The organism is Stenotrophomonas sp. 14P6.2.3 (genome assembly GCF_057799055.1).
The window spans coordinates 245282-261957 of sequence record NZ_JBYOLA010000001.1; the positions used below are offsets into that span (position 1 = coordinate 245282).

Below are 16676 nucleotides of genomic sequence, written 5' to 3' on the forward strand. Positions count from 1 at the left end.
ATGTGCAGGGCCGTGTCAGGAAGCTGTCAGGTGCCCGCCGCGGCTGGGTGCATCTGCAGGGTGAACAGGCAACCCTGCGCCGATGTCTCGACCGTCATCTGCCACCCCATATGCTCGACCGCACGCTGCACGATGGACAGGCCCAGGCCTTCACCGCTCTGCCGGGCGCTGGGCATGAAACGCTTGAACTGCTGCGCATCGATGCTGGGCGGCAGCCCCGGGCCGGTGTCGGCGATCCGCAGCGTGGCACCCCGCAGCTCGAGCCGCACTTCACCTTCTTCCGTGTACTGGCAGGCGTTGCGCAGCAGGTTCCAGATCACGCTCCGCGCCAGCTCGGCATTGGTCAGCGCCTGCGCGTCCTGCGGCGCATCCAGAATCAGGCGCACCGGCTTTCCCGAGATCCACGGCGCACATCGCTCCATGCATTCCTCGATCAGCGCCCGCAGAGGAACGAGGCTGCGCGGCACCGTCCTGGGGTCACGCGAAAGCAGCAGCAGGCAGGTCAACTGCCGCTGCATTTCCTGCGTGGTGCGCATGATGCGATCGGCGCTGGCCACCAGGTGGCTGTCGGCGGGCAGTTGGTGCACCAGTGTCTCGGCTGCGCCTCCGATGATCGCCAGGGGCGTGCGCAGCTCATGGCTGGCATCGCCGGCGAAGCATTGCTCACGCTGCAGGAACTGCTCAAGTTCGTCGCTGTGCTGGGCGAAGGCGCGTGCCAGCACCCCGATCTCGTCACGCGCGTCCTGGAAGGGGAAGGGTTTGTGCTTGCTCTGTACGGCATCGGCCAAGTGGGTAATGGGCGCGATGACATGCGCCGCGGTTCGACGACCGATCCAGAACGCGCAGAGCACGCAGGTAAGGATGACCAGTGCCGCAAAGGCGTTGATCAGATGTTCCAGGTAGGCGTAGTGCTGACCGTCCTGCAGCAGGTAGTAGCGCTGTCCGTCGCTTTCGAAGACCCGCAGATGCCATTCGTTCGGACCCTCTTCACCGTGATAGCCCAGCCCGTACCTGCGAAGCACCAGAGGCACCGAGCGTGCGTCATACAGCTGGCTGCCCTTCGCCAGTTCTGGTTGGGCACCATTGGCCAACGCCGCCTGCAGCCGGTGGACCTCACGGTCCTGGCTCATCGAAACCACCGAGGCTCTCACCTCGTCATAGTCCACCAGTTCGACCAGCGCAATGAAGCCCATTGCACCGGCCATCAGCAACACGAACACGACGGTGATGCGCGTCCTCAGCGTCATCTTTCGATAGAGCGAGCTCAGCGTGCGGGCAGTCATCGGTGCCGTCTACTCCGCACGCGTCAGCGCCGGCGTGTCCAGGCGCCAGCCAACGCTGTGCACCGTTGCAATCAGTGCAGGGTTGAACGGCCTGTCCACCTGCAGGCGAAGCTCATGGATGTGCGTGCGCAATGCGCCGCTATCCGGGGGTTCGTCGCCCCAGATCAGGTATTCCATCTCCTGCTTGCGCACCACTGCGGGGGCAGCTCGCACCAGGCACATCAGTAGCTTGTGTGCAGTGGGAGTCAGGGAAAGGGAGTGCCCCTGGCGCCACGCCTGTGGCGAACGGGTGTCGACACGCAGGTCCTGCCAGGCCAGCACGCTCTGCACCAACCGGCCCTCGGCGCGTCGCACCAGCGCCTTGATGTGTGCGTCCAGCTCCTTCAGGGAAAAGGGCTTGACCAGGTAATCGTCGGCACCCAGGGCGAGCCCCTGCACGCGATCCTCCACCGGATCACGTGCGGTCAGCATCAGGATCGGGACCGGGTTCTGGAACTCCTCGCGCAGCTTCCGGCACAGCGCCATGCCATCAAGGCGGGGCAGCATCAGGTCGAGCAGAATGGCGTCGTAATCGTTCTGCGTTGCCCTGCGCAGGCCGGTGGCACCATCCCGTGCATCGTCAAGCACGTAGCCCAATGGCTCGAAGAAGGCGTAGAGATTTGCAACCAGCTCGGGGTTGTCTTCAATGATGAGCAGACGTGTCATGGGCTATGCGCATCCGTGCATGATCAATGGACGTTGAACGACCACCGCTAGTTTGCCACGTGCAACGGATCGCTGCGGGTCATTGCCGGACACGGCGGCAGGTGCCTGTGATAGCGTGCCGGGATGAAGATCCTTGCCCTATCCGGTAGCGCTCGCCGGCTGTCCACCAACACCGCATTGCTGAGGGCGCTGGAAGAAATCGCGCCACCGGATATCGCACTGAGTACCTACGCCGGCCTCGGCGGACTGCCCGTTTTTTCTCCCGATCTTGAAGATCTGCCCTTGCATGACAGCGTTGTGCACTTCAAGCGCTGCATTGAAGCCTGCGATGGCATTCTGATTTCGAGCCCAGAGTACGCACGAGGCATTCCGGGCGGCCTGAAGAACGCCATCGATTGGCTCGTATCGGGCGATCTTGTGATTGCAAAGCCCATCGCGCTGGTGCATGCATCCCACCGCGGCGACGACATGCTCGCGTCTCTGCGGCTTGTGCTGTCGACAATCAGCTCCCGCTTCAACGAAGAACTGTTCCTGCGCTTCCCCTTCATGAAGATGGAGCCGGAGGCCATTGCCGATGCCGTAAAAGAGCCGGTCAATCGCGGACCGGCGGAGGCCTTTCTTCAGGAATTTGCCCGCTACTGCCAGCGACCAGAGGGTGATTGAACATGATCGTTGGTGCAGTCTGCTGACAAGGGCTTGTGGCGTCAGCGGTTCACCGGTGCTTGCAGATGGGAATACCCCGCGGCCTCCACGAACTGCGGCAGTGTCCACAGCTGGCCGTTGGGCCCCCACGTTCCATCGGTGACATCGCTCACCATGATCGAAGCAGCCAGCCGCTGCGTATCCGGCAGGGCCAGCGATTCCAGAATGGCCTGGTGCACAACCACCGCGTAACGGGACCGGTGCTGTTCGTCGAGTACGCCGGCGGGTGCGAGGACGTGGACCAGGCACGGAATGACATGGAGGAAGTCGGCACTGCCGCCACAGCGCCAGAAGCCGGCCGGCACCTCCTCGGCAATCACCCAGCACAGGCTGCGTTGGCGGGGATCAGGCCCCAGGCCGCTGCATTGCGTTGCAGCGGTATTCACCGCGGCAATCATCCGCTCGCGCTGAAGAGCGGTCAGTGCGTCGGCGGGTGTCTTGATGAGGATGGTGGGCATGGATAGCGCTCGTGGGTGAGGGAGCGCCCATTCAATCGTGCTACGGCGCGGGCCTGAAGTGGCCGATTTGCCAACAATCGCGCAGAATCAGCCAATGCATGATTTCACCCTAGTGGTGCCACAGGCCCCCTTTGCCTCCAGCGTCACCCTCACCCTTGATCTTCTGACCACCGCGGCCAAGCTGGCGTGCCGGGTCGGGGTTGCACCGCCGCGTTGGCGGGTCTGCGCGGTGACGCCAGGAAGCATTCCGCTTGGCAACGGCCTGCACCTGCAGGTGGACACGTTGCCTGCGCGCTCCTCTGCGCATGAATGCTGGATCCTGCCGGGCCTGGACATCGACGATGCCTGCCAGCTCGACGCGCGCCTGCGCCAGCCGGACATTCCACCCTTGGTCGCTGCGCTGAGCCGCCACGCCAGAGCGGGCGGCACGATTGCAGGCTCCTGTTCGTCCGTGTTTCTGTTCAACGCAGCCGGATTGCTGGAGGGACGCTGCGTGACCACAACGTGGTGGTTGGCCTCTGCGCTGCGGCGCGTGGCGCCCACTACCCGTGTGGAGCCTGACCGGATGGTGTATGCCGATGGTCCGCTGGTCACTGCCGGCGCCGCGATGGCACACATGGACCTGGTGCTTTACGTGCTGCGCCAGCGCTTCGGCGAGCAGCTTACTGCCATGCTGGGCCAGGCGCTGCTGGTCGAGCAGCGTCGCCTCCAATCGCTGTATATGTCGCCGGCGATGATGGCGACCGAGAATGGCCTGATAGCGCTGTTGACCCGCCACATTGCAGAGACGCTCCCGGAACCAGTCACCGTGGGCACGCTTGCAGCGCGGGCCAACATGTCCACACGCACCCTCAACCGCCAAGTGAACAAAGTACTCGGCTACGGGCCGCAGCAGCTGATCCAGTCGGTGCGCTTGAACCGGGCGCGGGTGCTGCTGGAAAGCGGCGGGCTTTCGGTGGAAGAGGTGACCGCGCAGGTGGGACTCGGCGATTCTGCGACGCTCAGGCGACTACTGCAGAGGCGATTGGGCCTGAACCCCACCCAGGTTCGAAAGTGAGAGCGCGCATCCCGAAGCGCCGGCTTGCGAGCGCCCAGATTCGCCGCATCATCCACGTGGCAACGGACCATCGCCCCATGCAGGCGGGCCCACAAGCGTGACGCACCACCGCCGGGCAGGCAGAAGAAGGCGTGGCGCCGTGCTGATCGCTTGCCGTGGGCCGAGGTTGACCGGCTGTGGGTGGGGATTGCGACCGGCGTGATCATCGACGCCTTGCGCCGCTAGGGATTCCAGCGCAGGGCGCCAGGTGTCGCGCCACCGCTCCGGGGCCTTGGCTTGCGGTCATGGAAACCGGGCGGGCCTGGGCGGCTTCCTGCTCAGGAACGGGTCGACTGCATGTAGTCCTGCAGCCGCCAGCAGTGTCTGGGAAACAGGCGGCCATTTCACCGGATACCGCAGCGCCAACCGCCACACTCGCCACTTCCCTGGTCCCATCGGCGCTCACAGAATCAACCGATGTTCGATCTTCAACGTCTCCGCGCTCGCCTATCAGCGATGGTGCTGACCGAAGGATGGCGCCGGCGCGCGGCATTGTGGAGCGGCGCGGTGGCCGTAGCACTGGTTGCCATCGTGTTCGCCAAGGCCAGCGATGCCGCCTTCCATGTCTTCCAGCGTGTCATTGCCCATTCCCCATGGTGGGCGTTGCTGCTCACGCCGGGCATCTTCGCGCTGCTGGCCTGGCTGACCGCCGGTGCGCTCAGGCCCACCCGTGGCAGCGGTATTCCGCAGGTCATCGCATCGCTGGAACAGCCCGACCCGGAATTCCGGCGGGTCAACCTCTCGCCTGCGGTTTCGGTGGGCAAACTGCTGCTGACGTCGCTGTCGCTGCTCGGCGGCGCATCGGTTGGCCGCGAAGGCCCCACCGTGCACGTGGGCGCCAGCCTGATGTACCTGTTCGGGCGCTGGTTCGGGTTCAAGGATCCTCGCGAGCTGTCGCACTTCCTGCTGGCAGGTGGCGCGGCCGGCATCGCCGCGGCCTTCAATACGCCGCTGGCGGGCATCGTGTTCGCCATCGAAGAGTTGAGCGGGCGCTTCGAGCACCGCTTCTCGGGCACTCTGCTCACGGCGGTCATCGTTGGCGGCGTGGTGTCCCTGGGCTTGCTGGGCAACTACACCTACTTCGGCCACGTCTCGGCGCTGCTGCCCCTGGGCCAGGCGTGGGGCGCCATTGTGCTGTGCGGCGTGGTCGCCGGCCTGCTGGGCGGACTGTTCGCCCGGGTCGTGCTGCTGACCATGTCCGGTCATCCGCGCTGGCTGGGCCGGCTCAAGCGGGACCATCCGGTGGCACTGGCCGCGGCCTGCGGGTTGATCGTGGTGGTGCTGGCGCTGATCTTCGGCGACGGCGCGTTCGGTACCGGCTACGAGCAGGCGCGCAGTCTGGTGCAGGGCCAGGCCATCGTCGGTCACGAGTTCGGCCTGATGAAGCTGCTCGCCAATCTGGCGTCCTATGTGGCGGGCATCCCCGGCGGATTGTTCTCGCCAGCGCTCGCGGTGGGGGCAGGGCTGGGGCACAACCTGGCGGTGTTGATGCCGGCGGTGGACCCGAAAGCGTTCGTGCTGCTGGGCATGTGCGCTTACCTGACAGGCGTGACCCAGGCACCACTGACCTCGGCAGTGATCTCGCTGGAGCTGACCGACAGCGGCGATCTGCTGCTGCCGATCCTGGCTACCGTGCTGATTGCCCGGGGCGTGTCCGGCATGGTCTGCCGGGTGCCGATCTACCGCGGTCTGGCCGAACAGCTGCTGGCCAGCAGCGCCGTTGCTGGCGGCCAGAAGGTCACAGCTGCACCTCGTCCTAAGGACTAAGTGCCGTTCCAGCCCGCGTCCTGATCAGAGCAGCAGCAACGCCCCGATCAGCGCGGGCGGCATCACCAGCGCGCCGACCCGCAGGAAGTCGAGCGCGCTGACATGCTCGCCTTCGCGGCGCAGCGCCACCAGCCACAGCATGGTGGCCAGCGAGCCGGTTACCGACAGGTTCGGGCCCAGGTCCACGCCGATCAGCAACGCCGCGCGCGTCTGCGCCGGCAGCTCCGCCATCTGCCCCAGCGAGCCCGCCGCCAGACCCACCGGCAGGTTGTTGGCCACGTTGCTGAGCAGTGCAGCTGCGGCACCGGCCAGCCAGCCGGCCTGATGCGGCGACGTCTGTCCCAGCGTCTGCAGCGCGCTGGCCGCCGTCTGGATGACACCGGTCTGCGAGACCGCTTCAACCAGCACGAACAGGCCGGCCACCAGCGGCAACACGCCCCACGACACGTGGCGCAACAGCGGCAACGGGCTGCGGCGCTGGCGGATCGCCACCACCGCTACGCTCAACGCGCCCGCACAGAAGGTGACCATGCCCAGTGGGCCGTTCATTGCGGAGGTCACCAGCAACACGGTGCCGGTGAACAGCACGCCCAGCGCGCTCAGGCGCCCCCCCTCGGTAAGCGGGCGATGCGCGGGCGCCGCTGCCAGCGGCTGCGCAATCTCACGGCGGTGCACCCAGCGCAGCACCAGATAGGTGGCGCCGATCGCAGCCAGCGAAGGCAGCGCGAACTGCGCCAGCCACTGCAGTAGTGAGGGCATGTGGTTGCCGTACACCACCAGGTTGGCCGGGTTGGAAATGGGCAGCACGAAGCTCGCCGCATTGGCGATGAACGCGCAGACGAAGAGGTAGGGCAGGGGATTGGCGCGGGCCGCCTTGCATGCTGCATAGACGGCCGGCGTCAGCACCACCGCCGTGGCGTCGTTGGACAGGAATATCGTCACCACCGTGCCGACCAGGAACACCAGATCGAACAGGCGCCGCCCCGAGCCGCCAGCATGCCGCACCGCATATAGCGCCAGCCAGTCGAACAGACCCTCGCGCCGCGCCAGCTCGGCCAGCACCATCATGCCGATCAGGAACAGATAGACATCCCGCCCTTCGGCAACCGCGTGCCAGGTCGTGGCGAGCGACACCGCCCCGAGCAGCGGAAGCAACGCGGCAGCGCCCAGCGCCCACACGTATTCCGGAATACGGAACGGCCGGAACAGCAGGCCGACGGTGGCAACCGCCACGGCCGCCCAGATGATGAGGGGAGAATGGGAAGCAAGCATTGAGTAAATGGGGTCTCAGCTGCACCGGCACATAGCCAACAGGAACGCGCCCGCTGCGATCACGGCAAGTGCGAGAAAGGCGGCATCATACCCTGCCGGCTGAACCACCAGCCCGGCAGGTGCTCCCGGCCAGTGCCGGGTTGCGGAGTTATGCGTGTTGCGCCGTGATGACCGCGTCGCGCGCGGCGGGCCTGCAGATGCGAAACCCTGCAGTTACAGCACCAGCCATCACTCTCCCGGCTTCCTCGGCGGCAGCCGTTCGTCACGCTGGTGCCAGGCCGGCAGCTCCTGCGCGTGGCGTTTGAGCATGGCCTGGATGGCCGCATGCGCCCGGTCCCTTTCCACGCGCTCACATTGGTCCAGAATCTCTGCAGCCAGCGTTTCAAACTGCGGCCAGAACTGCGCCGGATGCCGCACCTGCGCCAACCAGTGCACCAGCATCTCGCCCAGCGCATCAAGCTGCACCTGTATTTCGGGGCGAACGTTCATTCCGGGGCCGCACCCAGGTCAAGCGCAACCCGGTAGTGATGGCCGTCGTCGCGGAGCAGGACAGTGAGGTCCGGCTGCAACATGCCATCCACATGCAACGTTGGCTGGCCCTGCGCAGTGCGGGTCACCACGAATTCGTAGAAGCTGCGGCCAAAGCGGTAGCTCAGTTCGAAGGACGGCCAGTGATCGGGCAGGCACGGTGCAAGCGACAGGCGATCGCCTTCACGACGGATACCGAGCAGGGATTCAACCAGCAGGCGATACATCCAGCCGGCCGAACCGGTGTACCACGTCCAGCCGCCGCGCCCCACATGCGGTGACACGGCGTATACATCGGCAGCCAACACATACGGTTCGACGCGGTAGGTCTGCACCGCCTCCGGGTCCAGCGCGTGATTGAGGGGGTTGATCATGTCGGCCAGCTCCCAGGCACGCACCGCGTCTCCCTGCTGTGCGAATGCCATCGCCGCCCACACCGCCGCGTGGGTGTACTGGCCGCCATTCTCGCGCACGCCCGGTACGTAACCACGGATGTAACCAGGGTCCTCCGTGGTCTGGTCGAAGGGCGGATCAAGCAGCTGGATGAGCTTGGCGTCCTTTCGCACCAGATGCGTGTACAGCGAGTCCAGTGCTTGCTGGGCACGCTCAGGTGCGGCAACGCCCGACAGCACCGACCAGCTCTGGGAAATCGAATCGATGCGGCATTCCTGGTTCTGTGACGAGCCCAATACGGCGCCATTGTCGAACCAGGCGCGGCGATACCATGCCCCATCCCAGGCATGCTGTTCCAGGTTCTGGCGCAGGCTGTCGGCCTGCTGTTGGCACCACTGCGCACGAACGGCGTCGCCACGCGCATTGGCCAGCCCGATGAAGCGGTGCAGCGTGTCATGCAGGAAGAACCCGAGCCACACACTCTCACCGCGCTGCTGGTCGCCGACGCGGTTCATGCCGTCGTTCCAATCGCCGCTGCCCATCAACGGCAGACCGCGCTCGCCAAGAAGCCGGCAACCGCGCTCGAGGGCGCGGACGCAGTGCGCATACAGCGTGTCACGCTGTGTCGACGGTGTAGGCAGGTCGTAATACCCTTCCTCTTCCGGCGTCACCGCGCGCCCCTCGATGAAGCTGACCACTTCGTCCAGCACGCTGGCGTCGCCGGTGACCTCCAGATAGCGGCATGCGCCTTGGGGCAACCAGAGATAGTCGTCCGAGCAGCGGGTGCGCACGCCGCGACCTTGCGGCGGATGCCACCAGTGCATCACATCGCCATCGGTGAACTGGTGTGCAGCGCACAGCAGCAGGTGTTCGCGGGTCAGGTCGGGGCGAGCGTGCACCAGGGCGAGCGCGTCCTGAAGCTGGTCGCGGAAGCCGAACGCGCCGCCTGACTGATAGTAGCCACTGCGCGCCAGGTAGCGGCAGCCCAGGGTCTGATAGACCAGCCAGCCATTGGCCAATGCGTCCAACGCCGGGTCCGGGGTGCGCACCTGCACCGTGGCCAGCACATTGCGCCAGTGGATGCGCACCGCGTCCAGCGCGTCGATGGCCTCCTGAGCGCCTTGGCGGCTTCGTGCCAACGCCAGCGTTTCCTCGCGGTCGCGCCCTGCGCCAAGGCGGAAGGTCGTTTCACTGCGGTCGCCCGGGGCCAGTTCCAGCGGCACCTGGATCGCCGCACAGGGATCCAGGCCCGCACCCACCCGTGCATCCAGACGCTCGCGCCGCAGCGCTGCCGGTGCGTGCAGGCTGCCATTGCGGCCGATGAACTCCAAGCGATCACAGGTCCAGCCGCAGCCGTCGGCATCGGTGTCGAAGAAGGCCATCCGGCCGCCGAAATCGGTGCTGTAGGCATTGCGCGCCAGCAGCGCCCCGGTCTGGTGGTCGCGTTCGGTGACCACGTGCATGCGCGACTTCGCGCGCAGGTCACCCATCACCCATTCGACGTAACCAATGGCCGACAGCCGCCGTGTCCTGCCCGACAGGTTGTGCAAGCGCAGGACCGAGAACTTCAGCGGTGCGACGACGTCGACGAAGACCCACAACTCGCTGGCGATGCCGTCCTCTACATGTTCATAGACGGTGTAGCCGAATCCATGGCGCGTACGGTAGGCACCGGTGCCCCTGCGTGGCAGCGGCATCGGCGACCACACACGACCGGTATCCTCATCGCGCACGTAGAACGCCTCGCCGCCCGTGTCGGATACCGGATCATTGAGCCAGGGCGTCAAGCGGAATTCGTGTGCATTCTCGAACCACGTGTAACCCGGTGCGCTCTCGCTGACGACCGTGCCCAGGCGGGCGTTCGCGATCACATTGGCCCATGGCGCTGGCGTCGGCGCGCCTTCCCGCAGCACCACGACGTACTCGCGGCCGTCCTCGCTGAAGCTGCCGGTACCGTTGTCGAATTGGCCGGCGCCGCGGTAGGGAAGGAAGGGCCACGGGTCATCCACGTCCTCGTCGTGCTCCGCGCCCGGGGGCAAGCCGGCATCGGGGGCCGAATCGGCAATGATGGGCAGCCCCGGGGTCGGCTCCGACGTCAGTGCCAGTTCCTCCTGCACCGCCTGCGGTGTCAGCGGAGGGATCCGTCGCGGAGGCAGCGGTTGGCGGCCGACCTGAGCGGCCAGGGTGCCGTCCTCGTCGCTGATCACCGCCCGCGCCACCGCCTGCAACAGAATGCGGTCCTCGTGGGTCATGTTCTGCACCGGCCGCACGAAAATGCCGCCAGGACGGTCGAGCAGGCCGGTCTCCGAACTGGCGGCCACCATTCCCAGAATCTGGTCCTGCAGTTCCTGCCGATAGCCGGCCTTGCTGTCGTTCCAGATGACCAGGTCGGTGTTGAGCCCTTTCTGGCGCCAATAGGCGTGCGCCTGCACCAGTTGCCGGACCAGTTCCACGTTGTCCGCGTCGGTGACCTTGAGCAGCACGATCGGCAGGTCGCCCGAGATCGCATGACTCCACAGCCCGGATTGTCCGCGTTGGTTCTGCAGCAGGACGCCGGCGCCCGCGCGCAGCAGTGGACCGGCATACAGCACGTGGGCAGCCAGGCGCTCGTACAGTGCCGCCTCGGCCTGGCTGGCGTTGATCTGCCGGCGCACCACCTGGCTGTGCGTCCACGCCAGGTCGAAGACGCGGTCGGCCAGGCGTCGGTCACGGTATTTGTCCACCAGCACCTCGCAACCGGGGCGGTCGGCGCCGACGCCATACACCATGTCCAGCTGCACCGTCTGCTCGGGCTCAAGCACCACGCGGACGCGGATCGCCACGATCGGGTCGAGCACCGAACCGTCGGTGCCGGAAAGATCGGTATCGGTGGTCAATGCCTGTGGCGTCCGCGGTGTATTGCCACGGCCGAGGAAGCGCGCACGGTCGGTTTCGTAGGAGATCGACACCACCTCCGCGTCATGCACCGCAACCAGATGGAACATCCACGGTGGCACTTCGTCGTGCGAACGGGGCCGGCGCGTGCACAGCACGGCCTGCTTGGCCGCCAGGATCTCGCTCTGCACGAACAGGTTGCTGAAGGCCGGATGCGCATCGTCGGCCGCCGCAGGTGCCAGCACCACTTCGGCATAGGTGGTGATCTCCACCGTACGCGGGCGACGGCTGCGGTTGGTCAGGCGCAGGCGCCTGAGCTCGATGTCGTCCTCAGCGGAGATGGCGACCTGCAGATGGCTCTCGCAGCCGCGGCGCGTACCACGGAATTCCGCCTTGGCGTCAGAGAAAATCGCCTCGTAATTGTCCACCGCCACGCAGGTGGGCTGGTAGGCGGCAGACCAGAACTCGCCGCTGTCCACATCGCGCAGATAGCAGAACGACCCCCAGGCATCGGTGGTGCCATCCTCGCGCCAGCGGGTGAGTGACAGGTCGCCGTGACGACTGTAGCCGCCGCCGGCATGGGTCAGCATGCCGTGGTAGCGTCCGTTGGACAGCAGCTGTACCTCCGGGCGCGGGCCACCCGGGTCCCGCAGCACGCGCAGGGACGTCTCGTCTTCGGCCATGGCCGAGTGCTCGCCCAGCGCTTCCACCTCATGTGGATGGAAGACGCCGATGCGCGGGATGCGTTCCTGCAGCAACAGCAAGGTGGCCTGGAACTCGACATCGGCAAGGAAGCGGCGCTGCATCGGCTGGTCGCGCAACAGGTAATCCAGCGACAGCAGGCCCATGCCCTGGTGGTGGGCCATGAACGAACGCAACAGCACGTGATCCTGCCCCGGCGGCAGCCGGGCAGGGGTGTAGTCGATCGCCTCGTACATGCCAAAGCGCCCGGAGAAACCCAATCCCTCCAGCACCTGCAGATTCTGGCAGGCCGCTTCCGGCGCCACCATCAGCGCCATCATGCTGGCATAGGGCGCGATGACCCGATCCTGGCCCAGGCCGCGCTTGAGCCCCAATCCCGGCACGCCGAACGCACGGTATTGGTAGTTCAGGCGGGCATCGACGGCGTTGTAGCCAGACTCGGACACGCCCCACGGCAGGTTGAGGGTACGGCCGTAGACGATCTGCGCCTCGACCGCGTGCCGTGTGGTCTGGTCCAGCAGCGTGTCCGGATAGCTGGGCATCACCAGCTGCGGCATGAGGTACTCGAACATCGAGCCACTCCATGACAACAGCGTCGGCGTGCCGTTGACCTCGGTGAGCATCCGGCCGAGCGCGAACCAGCTCTCCTGCGCCAGCTGGCCCTGGGCGATGGCGACGAAGGCACACAGCCGCGCTTCAGAGGCCAGCAGATCGTAGAAGCTGTTGTCGAGGCGGTGGTCGTCGACGTTGTAGCCGATCGAGAGCAGATTGCGGGTGCGGTAGAACAGGAACCCGTATTCCATCAGCGAGAACTGCCCGGCGCGGTGCGCCAAGGCCTGCAACTGCTGGATGCGCGCGCGTGCATCCGCACCGACCGTACCGGGCAGCGCGGCCAGCTGGCGCAGGGTTGGCACCGCTGCCTCGGCGTCCGCGCCGGCATCGGCAGGGAGGTCGGCCAGCGACGCGTGGGCGGCATGGCATTCGGCGGCAAACAGGGCCGGCCAGTGCAGCTCGCCTTCCTCGGGTGATTCCGCTGCCGGCCACTGCACCAGCACAGCGTCGGCCAGGTCGACCAGCTCCTGCAGACGGGCGAGGATCTGCGCGGTTCCGACGGGGCGATCGACACGCGCTGACGCCAGACGTTGGCGAAGCTGGTTAAGCGCCTCGACCAGCAACGCATCGTCGGGGCGATGACGCTGCCGTTCCTCTTCCAGCACGCCAAGCGTATCGGCCAGGCCGTCGAACGTGTGCGGCGCCAGCACCGGCGCATCCACCAACGCGAGCAGGCCTTGGCGCAGCGTCAGCAGATGCCCAGCAAGATTGCCGCTGTCCACGGTGGAAACGTAGCGCGGCGGCAGCGGCGCCAGGGTTTCGGTGTCGTACCAATTCAGGAAGTGACCGCGATGGCGCGGCAGCTGGTCCAGCGTGTCGAAGGTGAGGGCCGTACGTTCAGCGACCGCACCCAGCTGCAGGTAGCCGAAATCCCACGCCGACAGATTGGCCAGCAGGGACAGGCCGATGTTGGTTGGCGAGGTGCGCCGCGCCACCACCAGCGACGGATGCTCCTGGATGTTGTCCGGTGGCAACCAATGGTCCTGCTCGCGTACCCAGGCCTGGAAGAAGGACCAGGTGCGCCGCGCCAGCCGGCCCAGGAACGCCCGCTGCGTTACGGAAAGCTCGGCCACGCTCGCGGCTGGCGGCCGGCCCAGCCACGCCATCAACGCGGGCGCAAAGGTCCACGCCAACAGCAAGGGCAGGGCGAGCGGCAGTGCCTGCGGACGCACGCTGGCCACCACGACCACCAGCGCGAGCGCCAGCAGCGAGGCCGGTGCCATCACCCGCCATTCCGCGCCGCGGTCGCTGCCCAGGCGGCGCTCGACTTCGCTGGAGGGGTTCCACTGCAGCAGGTGGCGGCGTGTGACGGCCATGCGCCAGAGCGTGCGCAGCACCGCGTCACTGGCCAGCAACGCTTCGAAGGGCAGACACGCAACCTGGGTCGACGCGCGCAGCAATGACTGCAACGTACCGCGCCCGACCTTGATGTAATGCGCTTCCAGCGGCGTGTCGTCCGGAACGCTCAGGGCATCGCGCAGCATGCCTATCAGCGGCGGCGCGTACCACAGTGCCAGCACCCATGCCGTCCATGCAGCAGGTTTTCCGGCATATAACCAGCCCACCACCAGCAAGGCCAGGGTAGCGATCGGCACCAGGCTGCGGCGCAGGTTGTCCAGCAACTTGCCGCGCGACAGCAGACTGAGCCGGTTGCGTTCCCATCCCTGGCCCGGGCGCGGCGTCCAAGGCATCAACCACGGCAACAGTTGCCAGTCACCGCGGATCCAGCGTGCACGGCGCTTGGCGTCGGCGGCGTAGCGCTCGGGGTAGTCCTCGTACAGGCGCACATCGCTGACCAGGCCCGCGCGTGCATAGCAGCCTTCCAGCAGGTCGTGGCTGAGGATGCGGTTCTCGGGCAGGCGACCCTCGAGCGCATGCTCGAAGGCCTCGACGTCATAGATGCCCTTGCCGACGAACGAGCCCTCGTCGAACAGGTCCTGGTAGACGTCCGAGACCATGCGCGTGTACGGATCGATGCCAGGTTCGCTGCCGAACATCCGGGCAAAACGCGAAGTGCGGCGCCGGCCAAGGCTGGTGCCGACGCTGGGCTGCAGGATGCCGTAGCCCTCCACCACCCGTTGCAGCGTGGGATCGAAGCGCGGGCGGTTGAGCGGGTGCGCCAAGGTGGCGACGAACGCGCGTGCCGCATCGCGCGGAAGTTGTGTATCCGAATCCAGGGTGATCACGTAGCGGACGCCGATCAGCGCAGCTGCGTCACCGACGATGCGCATGAACGCGGCCGCATCGCCCAGGCGGAGCAGGGCATTGAGCGCGGCCAGCTTGCCGCGCTTGCGCTCGTGTCCCATCCACACGCCTTCGCCCGGGTTCCATTGCCTGGGGCGGTGCAGCAGGTAGAAGCGGTCGCCGCGCTCGGGCGCGTAACGCCTGTTCAACTCCTCGATCCGTGCCGTGGCGTGCGCAAGCAGGGGGGCGTCCGTCGCCGCCGTGGCCTCCGCCGCGTCGAGAAAGTCCGTCAGCAGCACGAAGCGCAGTTGAGGATCGCGGTTGGCCAGGAACCGGACTTCCAGCGCCTCGACCAGCACATCGATCCCGTCGACGCTGGACAGCATCGAGGGGACCGCGACCACGGTGGCGCAGGCGGCAGGGATGCCCTCGCTGAAATCCAGCTTGGGCAGCGGCCTGGGTGCGACCAGCACCGTCGCGGTCCAGTTCACCAGCACGATGCCCAGCTCACTGAACACCAGCAGCCCCAGCAGCGCGGCCAGCCACAGGGGTGCCGCGCCACTGCCGGTTGCCAGCAGGCCAGCGGTGGCCAGTACCGCCAGCAGGACGATGGGCAGCAGGTACAGTGCAAGCGGCACGCGATGTGCCAGTCGCCGTGCCTTGCGGTGGCGCGGTGCTGCCTCGGCCACTGCTTCAACGGTGGCGTTCACGCCTTCGCCAACCAGCCAGTAGCCCACGTGCGTGCGCGGTCCCTCCGGCGGTGCAGCCGCCCGTGCCAGGTCCAGCGCGATGGTGGCGACGCGCTCCTCTGCCATGCGGCTGCCGCGGGCGATCTTCTCCACCACGTGGCGATACGCGTCGCGGGTGGAGAAATCCATCTGCGCATAGACGGCCATCGGGTCTTCGCGCAGCCGCTGCTCGACCACACTCATGTCTTCAACAAAGGTGCGCCAATCCATGGTGGACAGAAAGCGCAGGCTGCCAATGCTGTTGCCGATGGATACCTGGTCGGCCGCCTGCTGCTGCCCCTCGGCGGCGACCAGTTCGTCAATGCGCTGCCCAGCCGCTGCCGCCCACTGTTCCAGCCAGGCCACGGGCATGGCCCACGCACCGCCGCGGCCATGCAGCGACCGCGTCAGCTCGGCGATGAACGCGCCGGTCAAGGGCGGCGCGGACCGCGCCATGTCCGCAACCACCAGGACCACATCGGTCGGGGTCTCGGAAGCGGCTTGATTGAGGTTGTCCGCCCATTGTGAAGCCAGGCGACGGTCAGTCCCATCGCGCATCACCCGTGCGGCCATGCGCCGCAGGTTCTCCAGCAGGGCCAGGCGCAGCATGATGGGGACCGCCCACAGCTCGCCCAGGCTCAGCGGCGCAAGCGACTGGTACGAGGCGATGAAACGGCCCAGCGTATCGGCGTCAATGCGGCCGTCACCGTGCGCAATGGCCTGCATCGACAGTTCATACACCCGCGGCAACCCGGCAGAGGGGCCCGAGACAAGCGACGGCAGCTGCCGGCTGTAGCCGCGCGGCAGGTGGCGTCGCGCGGTCTGGATCTGTTCTTCGATGAGGTAGTAATTGTCGAGCAGCCATTCCCCCGCCGGGGTTACTGGCCGCTGTTCCCGCACCACGCTGCTCAGCAGCGTATTGGCGTCTTCCAGCACACGCTCGTTGGCCTGCAGGCGTTCGAGCAAGCGCTCCGGGCCGGGGCGCATCCGCACGCGATGCTGGCGCGCAAGCGCGCGGCCGTACACCTCCATCTGTTCAACGCTGTACAGCGCGGCACGCAGTGGACCCTCGGTGGCCTCGATGGCCGGCACCGAGGCCTGGTGCTCACGCCAGCGCCAACGCACGCGACGACGCAGGCGCAGCCAGCGGCCAAATAGACGACGAAGGTGGGGCATGGGTTACCGAGGGGGGGGGAGGGTGCGTTCTGCATGGTTGCATTGCAGGTGCCGTGGTAGCCGTGAAGGCCGGGCTGTCGGCCCGTGATGCCGGAGTTGAGCCCCCAGGACGGAACTCCCTCGCCACATTCACCCCGCAGCAGCGAAAATGCATCACCGGGCGCGCTCTGATGCGCGTCGCTCACTGCCCGCAGGA

General features: G+C 66.7%; 9 protein-coding genes and 1 pseudogene. 4 read left to right on the top strand and 6 right to left on the bottom strand.

Translation table 11 applies throughout. The features are described from left to right. Window positions 1-26: 26 nt before the first annotated feature. Both AC27VL_RS01090 and AC27VL_RS01095 read right to left on the bottom strand, forming a co-directional pair. Window positions 27-1283 (bottom strand): sensor histidine kinase, encoded by a 1257-nt coding sequence (locus AC27VL_RS01090; protein WP_488765325.1) that lies wholly within the window; start codon window positions 1281-1283, stop codon window positions 27-29. A 9-nt stretch (window positions 1284-1292) separates the two neighbouring features. Then, window positions 1293-1988: a response regulator transcription factor gene (locus tag AC27VL_RS01095; RefSeq protein WP_488765326.1), complete on the bottom strand. Its 696-nt coding sequence runs from the start codon at window positions 1986-1988 to the stop codon at window positions 1293-1295. 123 nt (window positions 1989-2111) lie between these two features. Between AC27VL_RS01095 and AC27VL_RS01100 the strand changes: the two genes are divergently transcribed. After that, entirely contained in the window at window positions 2112-2651 is a 540-nt protein-coding gene (locus AC27VL_RS01100; RefSeq protein WP_100552540.1) for an NADPH-dependent FMN reductase, read from the top strand. A gap of 41 nt (window positions 2652-2692) precedes the next feature. On the opposite strand, the gene AC27VL_RS01105 is transcribed toward AC27VL_RS01100, so the two are convergent. Beyond that, window positions 2693-3148 carry a tautomerase gene (locus AC27VL_RS01105; protein WP_100552539.1) on the bottom strand — a complete coding sequence of 152 codons (456 nt, stop codon included), beginning with the start codon at window positions 3146-3148 and terminating at the stop codon, window positions 2693-2695. A 94-nt stretch (window positions 3149-3242) separates the two neighbouring features. Here AC27VL_RS01105 and AC27VL_RS01110 point away from each other — a divergent pair, with 94 nt between their 5' ends. The 3 genes and pseudogenes from AC27VL_RS01110 (at window position 3243) to AC27VL_RS01120 (ending at window position 6011) form a co-directional block, all read left to right on the top strand. Beyond that, complete coding sequence (locus AC27VL_RS01110; protein ID WP_100552538.1) at window positions 3243-4205, top strand: GlxA family transcriptional regulator; 963 nt, start codon at window positions 3243-3245, stop codon at window positions 4203-4205. A 37-nt stretch (window positions 4206-4242) separates the two neighbouring features. Next, a pseudogene (locus tag AC27VL_RS01115) lies at window positions 4243-4430 on the top strand (RcnB family protein); the annotation flags it as partial. Between the two features lie 231 nt (window positions 4431-4661). Beyond that, complete coding sequence (locus AC27VL_RS01120) at window positions 4662-6011, top strand: chloride channel protein (RefSeq protein WP_488765327.1); 1350 nt, start codon at window positions 4662-4664, stop codon at window positions 6009-6011. A gap of 24 nt (window positions 6012-6035) precedes the next feature. On the opposite strand, the gene AC27VL_RS01125 is transcribed toward AC27VL_RS01120, so the two are convergent. From AC27VL_RS01125 to AC27VL_RS01135, 3 genes are all read right to left on the bottom strand, one after another. Beyond that, on the bottom strand, window positions 6036-7283 hold the full coding sequence (locus tag AC27VL_RS01125) for an arsenic transporter (RefSeq protein ID WP_488765328.1): 1248 nt from the start codon (window positions 7281-7283) through the stop codon (window positions 6036-6038). Window positions 7284-7511: 228 nt separating this feature from the next. Beyond that, entirely contained in the window at window positions 7512-7748 is a 237-nt protein-coding gene (locus AC27VL_RS01130) for a hypothetical protein (protein ID WP_488765330.1), read from the bottom strand. A gap of 20 nt (window positions 7749-7768) precedes the next feature. Continuing rightward, entirely contained in the window at window positions 7769-16480 is an 8712-nt protein-coding gene (locus tag AC27VL_RS01135; RefSeq protein ID WP_488765331.1) for a glycoside hydrolase family 94 protein, read from the bottom strand. Window positions 16481-16676 lie beyond the last annotated feature (196 nt).